We start from the raw sequence: 21,686 nt of genomic DNA on the forward strand, positions 1-21,686 counted from the left end.
ATATGTTTACAAGGGGCGTGACAGCCTGTGCGAACAAGCTGTTGCATTGCGCTCTTATCATCTTGAGGAATAGCCATTCCATTCAGGTACAATCTACATTAAATCTAGACCTCCATTGCAGTGGAGGTCATTTGTGTTGTTCTCTTTGTTTTTCCTAATATGAGAGAAGAGTGTTTGACCTAGCTTAATTAAGCTATAGTTTGGCCCTTTCTTTGATCACCATCCCAAGTCCAAGTTTGGTGTGTTATATTGAGTGAGAACGGCCTAGAGATGTACAAGCTGTGTCGGAGTTCAGGAATTATTTCAACAAGGATGACGTGAACCCCGCACTCATGTTTGGTAATTTTCCATGGAATTTAAATTGCTTACGCATTCACACAATACCATTACATAACAGGTGGGATGTAAAATGTTCTTTTTTGTTACATTACTCGTGTGTTTTATTGTATTTCTGCTACTTACATCGTTGTTCAACAGGAAACATAAAGTGCTGATCTCGTTCGCCAGTGCTCTTGTGGTGAGCATGCTACTTCAGGTGTTGGAGCAATTTTATTTGAGCAGTATTTTGGTGGCAGCGTTTCTGATTTATTTTATCATCGGGAATATCAGCACGTTCAAAAGTAACCAGTTGAAGCTCAGCTTAGCGATATTATTCAGTACATCAATTGTAACGCTCGTCCTTTCTTTTACCTATTTTAATCAAAAGATAGCGCCACCAGATGCCGAGATTTTTAGAGTCATGTTTATCTATTATCCGTTGCTTGTTATATTCATCGCGTGTTATGCCTACATACTTCTTAACCTGTTTAATTTTAAAATATTGCAGGCGACCAATCCGCTCCTGTACATCTTGAATAAAATTCGTGCCTTGCGGCGGATGATGCATATGTTCTGGATTATTTCACGCAAAGGTTTGGCTCATTTGATTCAGCAGGATCATGCCAAACTGCCATATGTTATTGCTGAGGTACTGGATAACATGGGTGGTGTATTCGTGAAGTTTGCCCAAGTGTTATCGACCAAAAAGGACATGTTACCTGCAAACTACATCCAAGCCTTCTCCAGTTTACATGATCAGGTGAAACCGCTAAGCCCACAGGAGCTGAAAGCGATTATCGACAACAAGATCGGCAATATGGATGAAACATATGAATCCTTTGGCATGGAACCCATCGGAGCGGCTTCGATTGGACAAGTTCATCTGGCGAAGCTGAAATTGGCGGGGGAGAAGGTTGTTGTCAAAATTTTAAGACCTGATGTGAAGCAGAAAATGACGGTCGATTTGGATATTTTGATCCAGTTTGTATCATGGCTATCCGAACGCTCTGTCAAAATCAAAAGACTGGAATTAGTCCAGCTTGCTGAAGGGTTCAAACAGAATTTGATCGAGGAAACGGATTTTGATATCGAAGCCTTGAATACGAATCTGATTCGCAAAGCATTCGAAGAACACAACATTCGTATTCGTGTTCCTAAAATCTATTTGGAATATTCGACAAAACAGATCCTGACCATGGAATATATCGAAGGAACCAGCTTCACGAAAGCGGTGACAAGCGATGTTTCGGAGAGGGTCATGCATGCATTTTTGGATCAGATTCTAGTGATAGGTATCTTTCATGCAGACCCGCACCCCGGAAATCTGATGCTGACCGTTGATGGAGAGGTTGCGCTGATCGACTTTGGTTCAGTGGGCTACTTAACAGATGAAGAACGAGGTGGGATGTTAAGCTTCCTGATGGGATACAGCAGTCGAGATACGAAAGAGATGGCGAATGGTTTGACACGAGTTTGTGAGGATAAGCATTTGCTCGATGAAAAGTTGATTGAACAGCGTCTGAGCCGACTTTTGTCCGAAGCGTCTTTCTCACCAGACCCGACGAGTGTCATGATGAAACGAATGATGTCCATGATCACAGAGATGGGGATGTCATTAAAACCTACGATTGCCGGAGCATTCAGAGCCATCATTACGTTGGATGGGACGCTGTCATCTGTAGATGATACGTACTCTTTATCCGCAACCAGTCAATCTTACGCAACTCATATGGATAAAGGACAAGTAGTCAAAGAGCGTTTAACAAAGGTCAAAGAGCAGATTACGGACTACATTCCGAAGTTATTGGAACTGCCTATTCTGAAGGACAATAAAATTACGATTGCTCGTGAGGAAAATCATTCACTGCATGATTTTATGGGCACTCTGACCGTAGGGATCTTCACGGTAATCTGTATGGTCGTCATGCTTGCTAGCTTTGTGGTACAGGGTGAAGCGATGCGATTTTTACTTGCTCCGTTATCGATATCTGGTTTTGGCGTAGGCATGATCATATTGATCATGGCTGTAATTAAACAGTTAAAACCGAAGGTGTAGGAGACGATGGATAGGATTGAACGCAATCGAAATGAAGATGGCTCTTTAAAGAATCCTAATGCCTCACATAAGTATCCCCGCGAAAAGTGGTTAGTAACTTGTTGATCCTGTATCGATGGCGTTCTATATAAATGCCTTAAAAAAACAGGTTATCTTATAGATGACCTGTTTTTTGTGCGTAATCCGACATCACGTAAAGGTATATTAACTTCACATGAACCCATCAATCTACCGCAAAATGAACCACAGCACTGTACAACATTTTGTTGCGAACGGGATCAAACGTAGTTTGATGCTGAACCTGCTTTACACGTAAAAGAAGGGCTTTGTTCACGCCTATCCGTTCATCGATTGCTCGTTCCAGTTCCTGAAAGTCATAAGCTTGAAGGCATTCAACCTTGTCCTTCATGATATCTAATGAAATTTCCATATGTGATGTAGACCTCCACTTTATATGAATGTTAATAATGAGCTGCCCGAGTTTCATTGTAGTTGAGCTTCTGGGGATCAGCAAGTGAAAACCAGTTAAACCGCATGTGATTATTTTATTTTAGATAAATTCATTTTGGGAGGAATGGTTCCGAGCATTCTTGCGATTTTCGTAATTTGCCCTCGAAGATGAAATTCATGGGTTATGCAATGGGTAAGAAGCCATAATTCGCTTAATTCATCGGTTTCACTCATCCAACTGACTTGATTGTCGGCGTTCCAGTTGGTTCTGAAATGAAGGAGGAATTCATCTACCAGCAAATCTGTCATCTCAAATCGTCTCACACATTCGGAAGAGAGACTCTCTCGTTCGTTTAATCATTTCATATTGACTCGTTAGTACATCCATTTTCATTAATCTCCTTTATAAGCGGTTACTTATTCACTTCTTAATTAAGGATTAAACATGTCTATAATATCTTCATTGAATAATAATGTCAAATATTTTCAGTTTACAGGAGAAGTATGCTTCGTTCAGGGGTGTGATATAATTGAGCTACAACTGATTGGCTATTTCGGGATAAATAATTTCCCTAGTATGTATAGAGAGGTTTTGGATATGACGAAAGAAAATTTTTGGCGTGAATTGCCACGACCATTTTTTATATTGGCGCCGATGGAGGACGTGACGGATGTTGTATTTCGGCATGTCGTCAGTGAGGCGGGCAGACCGGATGTGTTTTTTACCGAGTTTGCGAATACGGAAAGTTACTGTCACCCGGAGGGCAACAAAAGTGTGCGCGGGCGGTTAACGTTTACCGAAGATGAGCAGCCGATCGTTGCGCATATTTGGGGAGACAAGCCGGAGTTTTTCCGTGAGATGAGCATTGGCATGGCGAAGGAAGGTTTCAAAGGCATCGATATTAATATGGGCTGTCCTGTAGCGAATGTAGCGGAGAATGGCAAAGGAAGCGGCTTGATCTGCCGACCTGCCCTTGCCGCAGAGATTATTCAAGCCGCAAAAGCCGGGGGATTGCCGGTGAGTGTCAAAACAAGACTGGGCTTCACTGAGGTCGATGAGTGGCGCGACTGGTTAACTCATATTTTGCAACAAGACATCGTGAACCTGTCCATTCACCTGCGCACAAGAGAGGAAATGAGCAAGGTGGATGCCCACTGGGAGTTGATTCCCGAGATCAAAAAACTGAGGGATGAGATTGCACCGAATACACTGCTTACCATTAACGGGGATATCCTCGACCGGGAAGCTGGCTTGAAACTGGCAGAGCAATATGGTGTGGACGGCATAATGATTGGACGGGGCATTTTCCAAAATCCGTTTGCGTTTGAGAAGGAGCCAAGGGAGCATACAACGGAGGAGTTCCTTCATCTGCTTCGGCTGCATCTGGATCTGCATGATCAATATGCGGAACTGGAACCTCGTTCGTTCAGTCCCTTGGCGCGTTTTTTCAAGATTTACGTTCGTGGATTCCGCGGTGCAAGTGAGCTGAGAGGTAACTTGATGAACGCCAAAACAACCGCTAAAGTACGTGAGTTGATCGATGAGTTTGTAAGGAAGGAACAGGTAGAGAAGGCTGAGGTAGAGGGAAGCAGCATGTAATGCCTGGATGAATAGATATTCGATTCTGAATTGCTCAAGTGGAACCATCGCTTGGGCTTTTTATATTTTCCGGACGGCTGGAATCTCGTTACAACCTTACAATCCACGCAGTTTATGTCCATTTAAAATAAAAAGACGTTACTTGAATTCTTAGTCAATCACATTGACCAGAAATTCCAGTACACGCCTCATAGGTACACGAAATGTTATTAAAGACTGGCGCCAAACCAGCGAATCACTGAGCTAAAACTAACGGAATGGCTATGACGAGGCCAACATGTATCCTGCTCCCCGAATCGTAATAATTCTCTCCGGATGGAGAGGGTCATCCTCTATTTTTTTGCGCAAATTACTGATGTGTACAGCGACCGTTCTTGTATCCTCCAGACTTTCCATGCCCCAGATGAGATTGAACAACGTATCGACCGAGATAACCCGGTTCACATTCTGTGCCATATAGGACAGGAGACTGAATTCTTTTTTGGATAAAAAAATGGTTTTACTACCTATGTTGACGGACTGAGCATAGAAATCCAGTTGCAACCCTGGTAACTCCAGCAGTTGTTCCCGCCTGCTTGACGATACTCTGCGAAGATGAGCCTTGATTTTGGCCATGAGTACGCCTGGACTGAACGGCTTGGTCACATAATCGTCGCCGCCATCCGTTAATGCACTGATCTTCACCTCATCTTCCTCATGGCTGCTCAGAAACAAGATCGGCGCATCAGTGTAGCCTCTTGCGTTCCTGCACCAGTCAATGCCGTTTTCATTGGCTAGCATCACATCCAGTACAATCAAATCAGGATTAAACGATGTAAGCAGCTGCATGGCTTCTGTCCCGGTATGACTATAAGTACAATTAAAACCTTCACGTTCGCAATACGCCTGAACAATCTCACATATATGGGGATCATCATCGACGATCATAATTTTGTACGAGTCCTTCATGTGGTCACCTTCCTACTATTGAATAGAGCGGCAGCGATATATAAAATATCGATCCCGTCTCGCCGTCGCTGTCTGCATGAACGCTTCCCCCATGTGCCTGAACAATCTCCCTGCAAATCGCGAGTCCGAGTCCACTGCCCTCCACTTTCATGTCCGTGCTTGGCCGATCATATCGGTAATTGCGATCAAAGATTTGCTCGAGTTGATCCGGGGGAATACCCATGCCAGAGTCTTGTACACTAATGATCACAATAGAGGGATCTTCTGTCTCATCCACGGCTAGAGCAAGACGTATGATTCCACCAGTAGAGGTGAACTTCATCGCGTTGGATACGAGATTAAACAAAGCCTGCTCTAATCTTTGCTCATCAATCTCAATGTGCGGAAAGTCAACCCGTTGATCTTCCCCTCTGCCGATGTCCAGTGTGAAATCCAATCCTGCGTCAAGCACAACCAGCTCATATTGTTCATAAAAACGATGTAAGAAGTCGGCTGCATGAACCGGCTCCATGTGGTATTCCACTTGTCCTGTCTCCAGATGAGACAAGAAGGACAACTCCCCGATCATATGATTAATCCGTATCGTGTTATCACGAATATACTTTAGGTACTGTTCATTGCGTTCTGGCTTTACCATGTCTTTTACCGCCTCGACATAACCAAGCATGCTGGACAGCGGCAGACGCAAATCATGTGTAATGTAGGCAAGTAGCTTCTTTCTTCCATGCTCTGAGCGGAGTAACTGCTCATACGACGTACGCAGGTCTTCGTGAGCCGCAGATAATGCATGTGTACGTTCCTTCACCAGTTGCTCCAGATTGATATTCATATCGGTAAGCCTGTCATTCGCTTCCTGAAGCTCACGGGCAATCCGCACCTCGTTTGTTGCGGCCCTTGTAAATCTGGATGAAAGCAGAATCAGCTGTGCAATCGTGAATATCAACAGACCTGCTGGAGAAGTATTTCCGATTGGCGACCACTCATTGAAGTATAAGAAGTCGTTAATCACCGTAACCAAAGCAACCACGGATACGAGCAGGAAAATCAGAGCTCCCTCCATATGCTGCATAGCCGCTTTGGCTAGCCCAACCATCAGATATGCCATATGAAGAACAACGACCGCACCAATCAACATTAACATTTTGGTATAGATCAGTGCAGGGGTTATGACAACAACCAGGCAGAGTAATCCCGTTACGATTCGGCTGCCAAGACGGAACCATCGTGAGACATAATTCGGGAAAATACATTCATAATACTTGGTAATGACATACCCACCAAGACAAAGAGTCAGATATTCCATTTTAAACTGCAATTCCCACGGGAAATCAGGAAAAAATTGTGTAAACATCAGCTCGCCATTCAGCATGGATCGGATGCCAAACAACAAGGTAAACAGACCAAAGTATAACGGTGCTCTGTCCTGACGGCGGAGCAAGAACAACATCAGATTATACAAGCCAATGACGAGCAGACTTGCTGTTACAAACATGTCTGTGGCAACCTTCAGTTTAGTCTGGACCGTTAATACGTTACTGCCACCTAGTTCTATTTCTTTGGTGATACCGCCACGATTATGATAGAAATTGGATACTTGCATCACGAGTTCTACCGTATCGCTCTCGGGCTGGAAGAACACCAGTTTGGTTGCCAATTGCGGTGTCATGTTACTTTTGTCCTGACCAACCCTACCTGCTTCTGCAAGCAGTTCTCCATTCACCCATAGTTTATAAGCATGGAAAATGGTAGGTAACCGCAGCGCAAGTCGCTCATTTCTGTCCTGCTCGCTAAGCTTAATGAGCAGACGAAAAGTGGCAAAGCCTTCTCCTGTCAATTCTTGACCATCCAATCGGTAGCCTAGCCATGATCCAGGTATATTGATATATCGGTCAGACTGTCCACCCATTTCCATACGACTTCGTATATCCTCAGGCGAAAGCAACTGATGCCAGTAGAATGTCCATTCTCCCTCTAACTGTACAGGATTTGTACGAATATGACCCTGAGTTAAATCGAGTATGCCTTGTTCGCTTCTAACGGGAGGGGAATCTGGTGCAGACATCACGGCGTAGCTTATGACCAAACCGATAACAACGACAAAAATGATGTGAAGCAAGATCGTACGAGAACTGACTCGCAGAATATCCCTGAACATGAAGTTGACCCCAATCTACAAAATTCGCTATAAATATCTGAATATCTTCATGATAGCATCAACAAAAGAAAATGTGTGAGTCATGGAGATAAAAACTTCAAGAAAGACCCGGATGACTTCAAAGGTGAACTATTCTTTTGTGCTGTAGCTATTAGAGGGGCGTATCGTTGTGCTGTGCTATACTTTATGTAAATGTTCTGTTGAAGCTTTTCTGAGAATAGGAGGAACTATGTCCTGGAGTAAATTAAAACAACAATTAGAGAGTTTCCTTAGCCCCGCACTGGCCGGCACAGTAGCGTACCGGGCAACCAGTTACCGCTATTCACCGGATAAATCAGGGAGTGGTTATCTGACCGTGGATCAGAAGAATATCCTTAATATGGCGGATACGACGACACCCATACGGTGGTATCAGACCGATCAGGAGATCAAGAATGATCCCAATATCGTAATTCCTGTAAGTATGGAAGAGATTGAAGCCATTCGTAAAGAAACGAAAGGGGCTGTACCGGAAGAACGACTTGAGATCATGGTGCGAGGTAGAAAAAGCACATCTCATGCTAAGGAACTGTTAGCGGCTCAAGCCGCATTGAGCAAATCGAATTTTACGTCGGTAGCAACAACGTTTCTGGCCACTTCAATCGAGGACAATCTGGAGAGCAATGACATTCTGCTCAATATTTTGGCGCTGATCGACAGACGGGTGGGCAAAAAGCGGATTCTGAACATGTCGGATTCGATTAAAATGAAGCACTCTGCCGTGCAGTATTTTTACGAACTGCGCCGCAGGACAGTGTGAAATCGTTATTTCGCATGTTAAATCAAGCTTACAAACAGCTTATAAAGCAAAGAGAGCCGTGCTGTAACACGACTCTTTGCCGAAATAGCCGCTTCTAAGAGCGGTGGGCTTCAAACAAGAGCATACACGACCAAGTAGACCGCGACCTTTGTAAGGGGGCGGTCTACTTGTGTTTATCGGACCGCAACGCTGTAACTTAGCCAACCAAAGGTTATTATCGGCAAGCTCAAAGAGTAGAGAATCTAATGTAGTTTAGAACAAAATATGTTGTACTACTTATTGTTTTTATACTTCAACAAAGATAAAATATAATAAGAACATACGTTTTGTTCATGCTATATTTTATACATATTCGGGGGATGACTGTGGTTGAACTTGTTAAGGGGTGAATACGTCCAATGATACAATTAACCAGACGGCAAGCCAGGCGATTTTTATTGTTAAAGCATGGGTTATTGGGGGAGCATCAATATGTCGGAAAGTCAGGGGTCATGGAATTTACAAGACAGGTTGGTTGTCTTCAATATGATCCTATCGATATCTGTGGAAAAAATGCCGAGTTAGTATTGCAGTCACGCATTCGTGGGTTTAGCAAGAACATGCTCGAAGAGTTATTGTATGAAGATCGATTACTGATGGATTATCCCGATAAGAATCTCGCTATAATCTCTATTGAGGACTGGCCTTATTTCGAACGGTACAGACAAGCGTCCAGGCAACATGCCGAAAGCTATCCCCAGATGGAGACGCTCACAAGGCAAGTACGGGATTACATACAGCAAGTTGGTCCGGTAAGTTCGAATGAATTAAATGCATTGCAACTAGAAGGAGATTTCACTTGGCGTTCAGCCATTCACTGGAGTAGTGGGAACAATGTTTCGCGCTCGGTGTTGGAGCAGATGTATTCGACAGGTGAACTGGTTATCCATCATAAAAAAGGAACACGTAAATATTATGATCTGGCTGAGAAGCACATACAATCTGATTTATTGCACGCCCCGGAACCGTTATTGAACGAATTAGATCATCACAAGTGGAGAGTATCGCGCCGAATCGGTGCGGTTGGTTTACTGTGGAATCGTGCATCCGATGCCTGGCTTAATATATGGGGGTTAAAGACAGAGCAGCGGAACAGGGCTTTTCATGAGCTATTGCTGGAAGATCGCATTATTGCTGTTGAGGTAGAACAACTCAAGGAACGTTTATACTGCCGGACAGAAGACTTACCTATGATTGAACACATACTGCAAAATCCGGAGTTACAAGAGCGTTGCGAATTAATTGCTCCACTGGATAATTTAATGTGGGATAGAAAGCTTATTTATGCATTGTTTGAGTTCGACTACAAATGGGAGATCTATACGCCAGCTCTCAAACGGAAATTTGGTTATTATGTGTTGCCTTTACTGTATGGAGACCGGTTCATTGGGAGAGCCGAGATTATCGTGGAACGGAAATCTGGAAGGCTTGTTGTTAAACATGTCTGGTACGAAAAAGACATGCAGCCAACCGAAGAACTTGTAGCCGTGGTGAAGGAATGTTTCGAGCGGTTTGCAATATTCAATGACTGTGAGACGATTTCAATAGAGGGAAAAGACTAAAAACTAAACATCAAAATTGAAGAGCATACATGTGTTTGTTCCCTAGTTGTTATAGCCTGAAGCTATAACCAGTCATACATTTTTGGTATCTCTTCTAACCCCGCTCCGCGTGATATGATAATCATATACAACGAGGGGGTTATTTACATGACTGACAAGTTCCAGATCGTAGGCAGTTTATTGCGGCCGGAAGAGCTGCTGACATATAAAGCACAGATTGAACACCGGGATGATATCCAGTATCCATTCTATGAAAACTTTCAAGGATACCAGCAATGTGAGACGAAAGCGATTGAACAAGTGATCCAAAAAGAGATTGAGAACGACTTGTCCGTTATCACGGACGGCGAATTTTCCAAATCGATGTGGCATCTCGACTTTGTGTGGGGATTTGGCGGAGTGGAGCGGTATATTGCGGATCATGGGTACTTTTTCCGGGATGTGGACGGCACTTCTAAATATGAAACACGTAAAGATATCGGGCTGCGTATTACGGGGCAACTGAGCGGCAAGAATCATCATTTCATTCAACTGTTCAAGCAGTTGCAAGACCAAGCGGGTGACCAGCAGACCAAACTCTGCATTCCATCGCCGTCCCATATTTTCGGTGAATTATCGTGGTCGGACAACATTGGGGGCAAGGATGCCGTATACCAGAATACACAGGAGCTGAAAGCCGGCTTGGTAAGTGCTTATAAGGAATTTGTGCAGGAGTTTGCAACTGCGGGTGGTAAAATTCTGCAAATGGATGACTGTCTCTGGGAGCTGTTTGCCGATGACAATCCGAACTCGCCGTTTACCGGAGAGCATATTAATCAAGAGGAAGTACAGGGTCTCGCCACGGAGTTTATCGATATCAACAATACGGTCATTGACTTCGGTCATAGTCTGGGTCTGAAAATGTGGACACATAACTGCCGCGGCAACTATGACTCCCGTAACATGGGCGGCGGATCGTATGTGAAGATTGCGAATCTGTTCCTGAAGCAATTGAAGTATGACCGTTTCTTCCTGGAGTGGGATGATGATCGTGCGGGTTCCATCGAAGCGCTGGAAGTGTTCAAAGACAGACCGGATACAGAAATTGTACTGGGTCTGCTGTCCTCCAAAACAAGTACGCTCGATGATGAGGAGCGCGTGGTTCGTCTGCTGGACGAAGCCTCCAAGATCATTGACAAAGATAGGCTACTGCTGTCTCACCAATGTGGTTTTGCGTCCTGTGATGGCGGGAACGAACTGAGCGAAGCCCAGCAGTGGGCGAAGATTCATCAGGGTCAGCAGATTGCGAAGCAATACTGGGGCAACTAATTCTATAACATATAGATATTTTCATAGGGCGATCTTTTCCGAGCAGGATTCGGGAGAGGTCGCTTTTTTATTTTGCCTGATTCGTTGCCGCGTGATCGTTATGTCTGTTTTGTGATTCTTCTCACTTTCCTTACCCGACATCTGCTCTACACTTAATGGCATGTAGATAGGGGGAGAATGGATGACGATGCCACAGATCAAGGCGCAAATGCAGCAGTTAAGGCCGCAGATGAAGCCACGTGATTATACCCAATATCCGTTCATCGTGATCTGGGAAGTGACCCGGGCATGTGCGCTGAAATGTGTACATTGTCGGGCAGAGGCCCAGTATAGGGCTGATCCACGTCAACTGACCACCGAACAGGGAAAAAGGCTGATAGATGATATCGCTGCTATGCAGGAACAACCGTTATTTGTTTTCACGGGGGGTGACCCGCTAATGCGGCCTGATCTGTTTGAACTGGCGGAGTATGCGATTCGGGAGAAGGGGCTACCCGTGTCCATGACGCCTAGTGCCACCCCGAAGGTCACTCAAGCGGCAATTATGCAGGCGAAGGAAGTCGGTTTATCCCGCTGGGCGTTTAGTCTGGACGGGTCAACGGCCGAGATTCATGATCATTTTCGCGGAACCAGAGGTTCTTATGATATGACGATGAGGGGCATTCGATTTTTGCAGGAAGCAGCCATTCCGATTCAAATCAACACGACCGTTTCCCGTTATAACCTCCACGATCTGGAGGCCATCAGCCGTAAGGTGAAAGAGATGGGCGTTGTGCTGTGGAGTCTGTTTTTCCTCATTCCGACAGGCAGAGCTCAGCAGAAAGATATGATCACAGCGGAAGAGCATGAACAGGTCATGAAGTGGATGGTGCAGCTTGCTCATGAGATGCCTTACGGCGTGAAATCAACGGAGGCGCCTCACTACAGACGGGTAATGATACAGCAACGGAAAGCAGGAGCAGAACAGGCCTCAGAGCAGAACTCCAAGCAAGGCTTAGAACTTCAATCCGAGCAGAGCGCAGGAAATCATGCAGATCTTGCCAAGGGTCTCGCCAAACGCAAAGATATGCTGGGACGTGCACCGCAAGGGGTCAATGATGGGGACGGGTTTGTGTTTATAAGTCACACGGGGGACGTCTATCCTAGCGGTTTCTTGCCCGTGGTGTGCGGTAATGTGAAGAATGAGTCGCTGATTGAGGTGTACCGGAATTCACCGGTGATGCAGACCTTGAGGGATAAGTCGAAATTGAACGGAAAATGTGCAGTCTGCGAGTACAAAACGATGTGTGGTGGCTCCAGAGCAAGAGCGTACGCAATGACGGGAGATTATATGGCCAGTGATCCTTCCTGTGCCTATATCCCGGCGGCGCTGCGTTAAAGTTTATATGGCGGGAAGTGTAGCATGGATAATCAACGCACGAAACAAGTTGTCATCGCTGGCGGTGGCATTACCGGATTGAGCGCAGCTTATTATATCGAACAGTTTTGCAGAGCGAATGATGTTGCAGCAGAACTTATTATTGTTGAAAAAAATGATCGATTCGGTGGACATGTGCACACCGGTAAAAGGAATGGATTCGTGATCGAACGGGGGCCCGATTCGTTTCTCGCACGGAAAACATCGATCATTGAGCTTATGCAAGAGCTCGGCATGGGGGATGAGATTGTTGGCACGCGTCCAGGGGTGTCGCATAGCTATATCGCCTATCGGAATAAACTGCATCCGATCCCGGATGGCTTTATGCTCGGTGTGCCTACGAAGTGGAAACCCTTCGTAACAACGCGTTTATTGTCCCTTCGAGGCAAGGTGCGAGCAGCGGCAGATCTTGTTTTGCCGCGGAGGTCGAGCAGGGAGGATGAGTCTTTGGGGCAACTGCTACGCAGACGCCTTGGCGATGAAGTACTGGAGCAGATCGCCGAGCCGCTATTGGCAGGCATCTATGCTGGCAATGCGGACGGACTGAGTGTACAAGCAACGTTTCCAATGCTACAGGAAACGGAGCAAAAACACCGTAGCCTGATCGTGGGCATGCTGGGTGTGAGAAAAAGCCGCGCCCCAAAGCAAACAGTCAAGCCTACGGCTCAAACCACAACGGAGTCTACGTCACAACCTACAACTATATCGGCAACCCGTCCAGCTCTCAAACCCGCATCAAAACCATCGGGCACGGCCACTCGAAGCATGTTTTTGAGTGCACGTGGCGGACTGGAAGGTGTGGTAACGCAACTTGAACAGACACTTTCTTCCACAGCACATTTGATCAGGAACACGGCAATTTCCCGTGTGTCGAAAGCAGAACAAGAGCAAGGAAAAGACACTATACGTTATACGGTTCAGTTTAACAATGGAACGACACTTGCGGCGGATGCGGTAGTGATTGCGACTCCAGCGTATGCAGCAGCGGATATGCTTGCACATGAGCATGAGGCGATTACAGAACACCTGCGTGCGATCCCGTATGCTTCGGTGATGAACGTCGTACTTGCTTATCGCGAACAGGATGTGGGTGTTTCCCTGAATGCATCCGGCTTTGTTGTACCGCGCAAGGAAGAACGCAAAATTACAGCCTGCACCTGGACATCATCTAAGTGGGAGCATACAGCGCCGAAAGGTCACATTCTTTTGCGAGCCTATGTGGGGAAATACGGCCGTGACCCGATGAGTCATCAGCTTACCGATGAAGAAATCATTGCTGAAGTACGCCGGGAATTACAGGATACCATGGGGATCTCCGCAGAGCCTGTTTTTACAGAGATCAACCGATTACCGTTATCCATGCCCCAATATCAAGTCGGGCATCTAAAACGAATCGCAGAGGTTGAGAAGTTACTGGAAGATGTTATGCCTGGAGTGTACGTTGGTGGCGGAGGTTACCGCGGAATTGGCGTTCCGGATTGTATCTCTCAGGGCAAGGCTATGGCGGAGAAAGTCATTGGCAAGTTGTTGGGAACTAGATAAACATAAAGAAGCGGCAGCCTGTCCCGAAATTCAATCGGGGGAAGCTGCCGCTTTTTTTATTGGCAGGGCGCTGAATTTACTTACGCTGTAATGATCGGCTCAAGGAATATATTCACACGATCCGGGGATTTGGATCACGCTATTTCGCAGTAGCCTGCTGCGCCAGCCATTCTTTTTTTAATATCGCATATTGATACGTGTTCTCGTATTTGGGCGTGCCGTCTTCATTTTTCACAAAAGAAATAAACTCAAGGAACAGACCTTCCCTGCGCATGCCGAGTTTCTCACATAGTTTCTGAGACCGAAAGTTATCGTCTTCCACGTAAGCGTAAATTCTCCGAATTCCCTGCTCCATAAAGAGGTATTCCATGAAGGCACGAGCACTCTCACTGGCGTATCCTTTTCCCTCAAACCTCCCGTTAAAATTCCAGCCGACACTATACGTATCTGGGTCTGATTTTGAGTCTGAATTCGATTTCGATTTCGATTTCGAGTCCGAATCTGAATCTGGATCTGGATCTGGATCATGGCCCTCTGTCATCCCAAACAATTCTCCAATGATTTCATTGCTGTCTTTCAGACAGACGGCGATATGGGAGTCGTCCTTGCTTCGTTTCTCTACCTCAGCGATTGCTTCCTCAAGTGTTGACATCTGATGATCCATAAAGCAGTTCACTCGTGGATTCGCGGTATATTCGAGCAATCCGGCAGCATCCGTTACGGCAAAATTACGTAAAATCAATCGATCCGTTACAATGTTTTGCATATATGATTCCTCCAATGATGACGGAAATAGATCATGCATATCTAATCCATATTCCATATTCCGTATTTCGTGTTTTGTTGTGTGTGTGATGACATCGTACGTATTCAAATCTTCTGTAATCTTTATCCTTTTTTCGGTGCCAAGTCTCTCGGCTTAACTAAAGCAGGCGCAGTTTTTGTTTTTAACGTCGTATGGACTCCCTTTGTCTCGTTTATCTCCTTGATCTCACTATCTTCATTGTTCTCCATATTCTCGATTGTCGGATTCGTTTTATCCGCTTTGGAGAACAGATTCATTAATTTGTCCTTGTAGATGTATCCGAATATAAATCCAACGACAGCAATAACCGATATGATGATGGCAATGGTATATTGTTGCATATGAAGGTTGGAACCTACCACGGCCGAAGCGATAATCCAGGGCAAACGTCCAATCAGCAGAATAGTGAAGAAGCGTAAAGAGCTGATGGATGTCAGCGCAGCGACAAAGACGAGCATGTCTTTGGGCAACCCGGGAACGAGGAAAAAGATAAATAAAAAGGCAGCAAATTTTCGCTCATCATGCATGAATGACATCCATTTCATATTTTGCTTCCGTAGCAGGCGCGATACAAAGTCACGACCGATAAAACGGGTGAAATAGAATGCGATCGCTGATCCTATGATCAGACCGACCGTAGTATAGAAGGAGCCGAGTGCAGTACCGTAGATATATCCACCGGCAATCTGTACGACCTCTCCGGGAATAGGCGCAACGACGATCTGTAGAATTTGAAATAAAATAAACATGATCGGGCCCCAGTGTCCCGTTGAATGAATATAAGCTCTGAAATTATCCATCGACGACATGATTTTAATGATAGCTGGTGCATAATAGATCAGCAGAGCTGTGGATACGACAGCGATCAGACCCAGCAGTACTTTCATCACGATACGTTTTGAAGTTTGCGGCATAGCTGAGGACTCCTTTTTTAATTACTTTGACTATTAACAGTATAAAACGAAAACATGAAGAGATACCTAATTAACTTCTTAAGAATTCTTAAGGCAATCCTGATCCGCTGGCTCTGTTAAAACACGCAGACTATACTGGAATGAACGGAGGGATTTCAAATGAACAACAACAAGCAGATTTTAATTGCAGATGATAATAGTGAGATTCGTGAGATCGTGAAGATTTTACTGGAAAGTGAAAATTACGAAGTCATTGAAGCCGTCGACGGCCAAGACGCGGTAGATAAAGTAACGGAAGAGACAGATCTGATTATTCTGGATATGATGATGCCTAATAAGTCTGGATTGAAGGCATGTCTGGAGATTCGTGAAAAAACGAGTGCGCCGATCCTGTTCCTGACAGCAAAAACACAGGATTCGGATAAACAACTAGCCTTTTCGTCGGGGAGCGATGACTTTTTGTCCAAGCCGTTCTCGTATACCGAACTGGTGGCAAGGGTCAAAGCGCTACTTCGCCGATATTATGTCTACCGGGGCAAGGAGAAGATCGAAGAGGCTGAGAACATTGCGGTGAAGGATATGACCATTCACAAGGATGCGAAATCGGTGTATATCGGTGAGAAAGAAATCTCGCTGACGGAAATTGAGTATCAGATTCTGTTGCTCTTGGCGTCCAAACGAAGAAAGGTTTTCTCAGCCGAAAATATCTATGAGAGCGTGTGGCAGCAGCCTTATTTTTATACTTGTAATAACACGGTAATGGTTCACATTCGGAATTTGAGAAACAAGCTGGAAGACGACCCGCAGCATCCTAAATATGTGCAGACCGTTTGGGGGAAGGGGTACAAAATTGAATAAACTGCTCATCGGAAAAAAACTGAAGCTCAAGCTGGTACTTGCCATAATTCTCTCGCTGTTCGTTGCCGTAGGTACATTCATCGTCTTGCAGGTGGTTGGTGAGACGGCACTGGACAGTTATCTCAGCAAATCGACGTTTATCGAAAACAGGCAGCAGGATGCGCTGAGACGATTCCAGACCATGGTAAGCAGTGAGCACTTGTCCACGCAGGATCATCAGAGACTCTCGGAATGGATTCGTGGGGAGCGGTACTTGGAGCTATTCATATTTGAACAGGATAAATTGATTTATGCATCCAACACGGAAGCGGATCCTGAGATAAATAAAGAGCTAATAACTCAGTTCTTACCGTCCAGAACACCGATCACAACCGTCCAGTTTGCAGATCAGCCGGCTCAGATTTATCTGGTTGGTTTCTATGAATATCAGTACTATAACCTGCTTTTGATTTTGACGGTATTCGCAGCTTTGATTGTGTTTATTGTTGCGTTCTTGCTCATGATTAATCGGAAAATATCCTATATTGGCAAGCTAGAGCGGGAAATCAAAATACTGGAAGGCGGCAATCTGGATTATAAGATTACGGTGTCAGGTAACGACGAGCTGTCATCGCTGGCATGGAGTATTGACGAGATGCGAAAATCTTTTGTGGAACGGCTCGGCAGCGAGGAGAGGGTGAGAAGTGCGAATCGAGAGTTGATTACGGCGATTTCTCATGATTTGCGCACACCGCTCACGATTCTGCTTGGATACATGGATATTATTGAACTGGGCAAATACAAGACACAGGAGGATCTGCACCAGTATATTCACAATAGCCGAGAGAAAGCGTATCAGATCAAGATTTTATCAGATAAGCTGTTCGAGTACTTCACGGTATCTTCTGCGTCAGAGGAAGAGGAAGTGGAATCCGAAATCTATGATGGGCGGGAGTTGTTTGATCAGCTCTTGGATGAGCAGCTGGCCCTAATGGGAGATTTCAATGTTGAGACGAAGCAGAAATATGGGGAGCGGGCTTTTCTGATCGAGTTGAACCTGGTAGCAATCCGTCGTGTGTTTGATAACATATTTTCGAATATAAAGAAATACGCGGATCGCTCTCATCCAGTGGATATCGATTTATCTATAGAGCAACAAACCTTAATCATGACCACGCGGAATCGAATTAAACCTGTCGACAGAACGAAGGACAGTAACGAGATCGGACTCGTTAGTTGCCAGAAAATCATCGAACAGCATAACGGAACACTGAAGATATCTGAGCAAAAGGACACATTTATCTTACAGATCGAAATGCCCATTATTCTCAGCAAAGAAGATCAGAGGTCATATTTGGACCAGGAAGGTGAGGAGTTTCGGCAGAAATAATACCACTTTTGCTTATTCGGTACGTAACTTCCAAGTGTTAAGAAGGGTTTATATTAGAGAGCTATAGAAAGATCACATAGAAGAGTGGCATAAAAAAATTGTAAGTGGAAATGAAAGTGCATGTGACAACATGAGGGGAGAGAGTTTCGTGAAGAACAATCATACTCCACTGAGTAAAAATTGGGTTTTAGAAGAACTGGACTCGCTTGGTTATTCGAACCGAATGAAAGAGATTGCGCGGCTGGGACGGAATCATCTGGCTGTGGCCCCGAAAGATTACGCGGCGTTGCTGATTGAGTTGCTGGACAGCGGGACAGCATACGAGGCACATCTGGCATTAACCGGAGCTGGCGCGGTAAAGGATGCACAAGCTGTTATACATGCGTTAAATCATCCCAAGGCTGGGGTCAGGGGCCGGGCTGCCCGGATGCTCGCAGAGGTGGTCACTGATCCGGGTTATGACATTGAAACCGAGATCGTTTCGATGTCGCACCATTGTCGTCAGCAACTGTTGCGGAGCATTGTGAAGTATACCAGACAGGACTGGGCAGAACGGCTGTTGCCGGTCGTATTGGAACGTTGGGGCGCAGATGACGCTATTTTCCTGCTATCCATGTGTGGTGAAGCAACGGTTCGCACACGATTGCCACAGCTTGGATATGCAATTGATAATTGGCGAACCATAACAACCCGGAACCCGGATCTGGTCGCTGCTTACTTAGAAAATAACTTGAATCAAGTATCGGAGAGCGACAGGTCCAGTGTGTGGTATGAGATGAGTACGGCGGTAGAGAAGCTGAGTATATTAAGACCAACAGCAGTGCTCGAATATGCATTGTCTTATGGTCCCAAAGAACAGATTCATCCTGTGATTAAGAATCAACTGGGTATTCTGATTGGGACCAGTCCTGAGCAAGTGTTTGAACTGCTTACGAGGCAAGAGACAAGGGCTTATCTTCTGAATAACGGAGTTCCGGCGGGTGTGTTGAAAAAGAGAAGATACTTCACCACTGCACAATGGACTGCACTGGTGACTATGCTTGCCGAAGCACCTTTTCAAGTGGCAAAGGTGCTGGATACGCTCGCGCCTTCAAGCCGTGAAGCGTTATTTAATGCAGCGTACCCGGTGCAGGAGCGAACGAATCGAATGTTCCCTATGGCCCTGCTCGATGTACTGCCGCATCAGTTACGCGACAAAGAAGCGGTTCGCATGCTTACCCTGCGAGAAGTCCGGGAAGACCGGGGCAGAACGTTTGAAATGACAGCACGTCGTCTGATTGCACAAGTTAGAGAAACGCTGGAGCAGGCTGTTCAGGTATCGAACGCGGATGAGCGTGCTATGGCTTATTCCCGGCTGATTCAAAGCACGGCTCTGTCCCGTAGTGGGATGGAGGACACGTTACGGTTCCTGACGAGAGTGAAAAACGATCAGGACCCGGTACGTTTTATGGTAATGGCAGAACTATCGAGATGTCCGGTCACGTTGTTTAAGGAAGAGCATGTGCCACATCTGACGATCCTGGTGGACAGTGTCATTGAGGCCAGAGATACTTCGTATGGAACCAGAAAGGGAGTCGAGCAATTGGCTTTTGACATGCTGCTGGAGCATGCAAGTGAACCTGGGCGTCCCTTGTTCCAATTTGCGCTTAGAGCGATCAAGCGCATGGCGATGCGTGATTGGCAGTTTATGTTATTTTCCAGAGAGTGGAACAGTCTGCCGCAGGCCGCACTCGAAACCTTATTTGACGAGATCTATGCTATAGGTGTAGAAGCGAACAAGCGGGAGAGTGACTACGTCGTTCTACAGATGGCTAGTGCATTTGGCAAAGCGATTGATCGACTGCCCAAACTGCACGACCTGCTCGAGGAATTGGTGAAGAGTAAAAAGTCAGCGGCTCAAGCCGTCAGGTACTGGCTCGCTCCCTACAAGACTAGGGATAATCGGGTTAGGGAACTGCTGGATTTTGATCCGACATTCATCACATTTTATGAAGTGTTTGAGCATTTACACCGGAAACGTCAGGAGTGGCTTGATCCGTTTATCTCTGGCAAAGTCCTCAAAGGCAAGCATTTAACGGGGAAAACCATCTATCTGGTTCCAGCATATCATGGCTTTTATCGCTGGTTGCCTCGTCAGCAACAAGCGCTGGCTTCGCTACTTGACCGAGTGGCACAAGACAATAAGCGAAACTTCTATGAGCGTGCAAATGCGATGCGGAGTTTGGCGGGTATGCCGGATTATCGCTCGAATCCATTGCTAGAGAAGCTACTAACTGATCCGGAAGTACATATCGTGGAGGCTGCCCTGCATGCTTTTTCGTTAACGGAGGAACCGGAAGACGCCCTACCTGTGTTGTTAAATAATCTGGATGGAGATCGTGCACGAGTAGCGATGTACTCCATTCCGAGGTGCGCACGCAGGGTGAATCCGGTGTTGCTCACGTCTATGCTTTCGAGCCTGTTGGACCGGGAAAAACTCAAGATTACGGTGCGGAAAGAAGCGGTTCGATTGCTGGGAACTTATAAAAGTAGTGAAAGTGTGACCTTACTCATCCGTGAATTTGAGAAGCCGAAGCGGCACAAGGATGTCATTATTGCCATTGGTCATGCGGCCAGACAATGTCTGGACGATGAGCGAAGCTGGGCGATGATGAGTGTTATGGCATCTTCTCCGGATCGGGACATTGCACGCAGTTTGCTGAATCAGCGCCCCGATGAACTTCCGGTGGAAGCGCGACTGCGATATTTACAATGGATTACCGAGATTGCAGCTCATGATGACCCAATTGTATCGATGGAAGCTTTTCATGCCATGTCACGCTGGGGAACTGTGAGTGCAGAGGTAATTGCAGATTGTGCTGGCAAAGCACTAATCGATCTACAGGATGGTACGCGCTGGAAAGCCGCGATTCTTGCCTTGGTCACGGTTAGCAGGGACGGGAAAGTGAATGATGAGGTCGTACAAGTCATCCGGCAGTTGGCTGAAGTGGAGGCCCAGGACGACTGGAACGCAGGTAGAGAGCGGGATTTACCTCATCGTCAACGTTTGCTGGAGTTAATTGATCAGCTTGTCTCGGGTTCTATATCGGTGAAAAGGCGACTTGCTCCATTATATGCATCCATTATCAGGACTCTTCAGCATCATGAATCGCTGAAGCTAACGGCGATTCGTCTGCACCTGGCTGCAATGGATTGGAGCCAGCCGGATCAGGCGGTCGAAGGGTTACACCCTGTTATTGATATCGTTAATGCGCATCCGTATGTACTTGAATCGGTCGATCGGCAGATTAAGCGTACGGTGCTTGATGGGAAAGGATATTGGAAACCGGAGCAGCTACTCCACATCGTAGATGTGTTGAGAACGCGGACGGATATTGCTTCTTCCTGGATTGGACTATCTTTGCTCAAGGTCGCTGGTGAGGACTTACTATGGAATCAGGATTGCCGCAATCGCTTAAGAGCTTACCGACAGCATGAACAAGAAGCGGTTCGTCTGCTGGCGTTGGACAGTTGGACAATACTTGAATAACATCATTGTTTTCACTA

The 21,686-nt window shown here is 45.8% G+C and carries 16 protein-coding genes; 10 read left to right on the forward strand and 6 right to left on the reverse strand.

Annotation, left to right across the window (positions count from 1 at the left end):
• Positions 1 to 409 precede the first annotated feature (409 nt).
• Entirely contained in the window at positions 410 to 2,374 is a 1,965-nt protein-coding gene (locus M3629_RS23410; protein WP_251510754.1) for an ABC1 kinase family protein, read from the forward strand.
• A 223-nt stretch (positions 2,375 to 2,597) separates the two neighbouring features.
• On the opposite strand, the gene M3629_RS23415 is transcribed toward M3629_RS23410, so the two are convergent.
• Positions 2,598 to 2,804, reverse strand: a complete 207-nt coding sequence (locus tag M3629_RS23415; RefSeq protein ID WP_251510756.1) for a DUF2536 family protein — start codon at positions 2,802 to 2,804, stop codon at positions 2,598 to 2,600.
• Between the two features lie 110 nt (positions 2,805 to 2,914).
• Positions 2,915 to 3,133, reverse strand: a complete 219-nt coding sequence (locus tag M3629_RS23420; RefSeq protein ID WP_353056772.1) for a DinB family protein — start codon at positions 3,131 to 3,133, stop codon at positions 2,915 to 2,917.
• Positions 3,134 to 3,422: 289 nt separating this feature from the next.
• Here M3629_RS23420 and M3629_RS23425 point away from each other — a divergent pair, with 289 nt between their 5' ends.
• Entirely contained in the window at positions 3,423 to 4,424 is a 1,002-nt protein-coding gene (locus M3629_RS23425; protein WP_251510758.1) for a tRNA dihydrouridine synthase, read from the forward strand.
• A 261-nt stretch (positions 4,425 to 4,685) separates the two neighbouring features.
• Here M3629_RS23425 and M3629_RS23430 read toward each other — a convergent pair whose 3' ends face one another.
• Positions 4,686 to 5,372 carry a response regulator transcription factor gene (locus tag M3629_RS23430; RefSeq protein ID WP_251510760.1) on the reverse strand — a complete coding sequence of 229 codons (687 nt, stop codon included), beginning with the start codon at positions 5,370 to 5,372 and terminating at the stop codon, positions 4,686 to 4,688.
• A gap of 4 nt (positions 5,373 to 5,376) precedes the next feature.
• Positions 5,377 to 7,527, reverse strand: a complete 2,151-nt coding sequence (locus M3629_RS23435) for an ATP-binding protein (protein WP_251510762.1) — start codon at positions 7,525 to 7,527, stop codon at positions 5,377 to 5,379.
• A gap of 229 nt (positions 7,528 to 7,756) precedes the next feature.
• Between M3629_RS23435 and M3629_RS23440 the strand changes: the two genes are divergently transcribed.
• The 5 genes from M3629_RS23440 (at position 7,757) to hemG (ending at position 14,194) form a co-directional block, all read left to right on the forward strand.
• Positions 7,757 to 8,326: an SF0329 family protein gene (locus M3629_RS23440; protein ID WP_090923218.1), complete on the forward strand. Its 570-nt coding sequence runs from the start codon at positions 7,757 to 7,759 to the stop codon at positions 8,324 to 8,326.
• Positions 8,327 to 8,817: 491 nt separating this feature from the next.
• Complete coding sequence (locus M3629_RS23445) at positions 8,818 to 9,927, forward strand: winged helix-turn-helix domain-containing protein (protein ID WP_251510764.1); 1,110 nt, start codon at positions 8,818 to 8,820, stop codon at positions 9,925 to 9,927.
• Between the two features lie 147 nt (positions 9,928 to 10,074).
• Positions 10,075 to 11,235, forward strand: coding sequence for a cobalamin-independent methionine synthase II family protein (locus M3629_RS23450; protein ID WP_251510766.1), 1,161 nt, complete (start codon positions 10,075 to 10,077; stop codon positions 11,233 to 11,235).
• 187 nt (positions 11,236 to 11,422) lie between these two features.
• The gene (locus tag M3629_RS23455; protein WP_435368261.1) at positions 11,423 to 12,613 is read left to right on the forward strand and encodes a TIGR04053 family radical SAM/SPASM domain-containing protein; all 1,191 of its coding nucleotides are present in this window, start codon (positions 11,423 to 11,425) and stop codon (positions 12,611 to 12,613) included.
• Between the two features lie 24 nt (positions 12,614 to 12,637).
• A complete protein-coding gene (gene hemG, locus M3629_RS23460; protein ID WP_251510767.1) occupies positions 12,638 to 14,194 on the forward strand; it encodes a protoporphyrinogen oxidase in 1,557 nt (518 codons plus the stop codon).
• Between the two features lie 139 nt (positions 14,195 to 14,333).
• Here hemG and M3629_RS23465 read toward each other — a convergent pair whose 3' ends face one another.
• Entirely contained in the window at positions 14,334 to 14,960 is a 627-nt protein-coding gene (locus M3629_RS23465) for a GNAT family N-acetyltransferase (RefSeq protein ID WP_251510769.1), read from the reverse strand.
• 122 nt (positions 14,961 to 15,082) lie between these two features.
• Positions 15,083 to 15,913, reverse strand: a complete 831-nt coding sequence (locus M3629_RS23470) for a TVP38/TMEM64 family protein (protein WP_251510771.1) — start codon at positions 15,911 to 15,913, stop codon at positions 15,083 to 15,085.
• Between the two features lie 159 nt (positions 15,914 to 16,072).
• Here M3629_RS23470 and M3629_RS23475 point away from each other — a divergent pair, with 159 nt between their 5' ends.
• From M3629_RS23475 to M3629_RS23485, 3 genes are all read left to right on the forward strand, one after another.
• A complete protein-coding gene (locus tag M3629_RS23475; protein WP_251510773.1) occupies positions 16,073 to 16,771 on the forward strand; it encodes a response regulator transcription factor in 699 nt (232 codons plus the stop codon).
• Entirely contained in the window at positions 16,764 to 18,140 is a 1,377-nt protein-coding gene (locus M3629_RS23480; protein WP_251510775.1) for a sensor histidine kinase, read from the forward strand. The genes M3629_RS23475 and M3629_RS23480 overlap by 8 nt, the downstream gene beginning before the upstream one ends.
• 148 nt (positions 18,141 to 18,288) lie before the next feature.
• Positions 18,289 to 21,669, forward strand: coding sequence for a HEAT repeat domain-containing protein (locus tag M3629_RS23485; RefSeq protein ID WP_251510777.1), 3,381 nt, complete (start codon positions 18,289 to 18,291; stop codon positions 21,667 to 21,669).
• Positions 21,670 to 21,686 lie beyond the last annotated feature (17 nt).

This window comes from Paenibacillus polysaccharolyticus, from assembly GCF_023714295.1.
GTDB classification, from domain to species: Bacteria; Bacillota; Bacilli; order Paenibacillales; family Paenibacillaceae; genus Paenibacillus; species Paenibacillus polysaccharolyticus_A.

Coding starts and splice junctions, on each gene's coding strand:
- M3629_RS23410 (WP_251510754.1), top strand. CDS start 410: ATGTTCTTTTTTGTTACATTACTCGTGTGTTTTATTGTATTTCTGCTA.
- M3629_RS23415 (WP_251510756.1), bottom strand. CDS start 2,804: ATGGAAATTTCATTAGATATCATGAAGGACAAGGTTGAATGCCTTCAA.
- M3629_RS23420 (WP_353056772.1), bottom strand. CDS start 3,133: ATGACAGATTTGCTGGTAGATGAATTCCTCCTTCATTTCAGAACCAAC.
- M3629_RS23425 (WP_251510758.1), top strand. CDS start 3,423: ATGACGAAAGAAAATTTTTGGCGTGAATTGCCACGACCATTTTTTATA.
- M3629_RS23430 (WP_251510760.1), bottom strand. CDS start 5,372: ATGAAGGACTCGTACAAAATTATGATCGTCGATGATGATCCCCATATA.
- M3629_RS23435 (WP_251510762.1), bottom strand. CDS start 7,527: ATGTTCAGGGATATTCTGCGAGTCAGTTCTCGTACGATCTTGCTTCAC.
- M3629_RS23440 (WP_090923218.1), top strand. CDS start 7,757: ATGTCCTGGAGTAAATTAAAACAACAATTAGAGAGTTTCCTTAGCCCC.
- M3629_RS23445 (WP_251510764.1), top strand. CDS start 8,818: ATGGAATTTACAAGACAGGTTGGTTGTCTTCAATATGATCCTATCGAT.
- M3629_RS23450 (WP_251510766.1), top strand. CDS start 10,075: ATGACTGACAAGTTCCAGATCGTAGGCAGTTTATTGCGGCCGGAAGAG.
- M3629_RS23455 (WP_435368261.1), top strand. CDS start 11,423: ATGCCACAGATCAAGGCGCAAATGCAGCAGTTAAGGCCGCAGATGAAG.
- hemG (WP_251510767.1), top strand. CDS start 12,638: ATGGATAATCAACGCACGAAACAAGTTGTCATCGCTGGCGGTGGCATT.
- M3629_RS23465 (WP_251510769.1), bottom strand. CDS start 14,960: ATGCAAAACATTGTAACGGATCGATTGATTTTACGTAATTTTGCCGTA.
- M3629_RS23470 (WP_251510771.1), bottom strand. CDS start 15,913: ATGCCGCAAACTTCAAAACGTATCGTGATGAAAGTACTGCTGGGTCTG.
- M3629_RS23475 (WP_251510773.1), top strand. CDS start 16,073: ATGAACAACAACAAGCAGATTTTAATTGCAGATGATAATAGTGAGATT.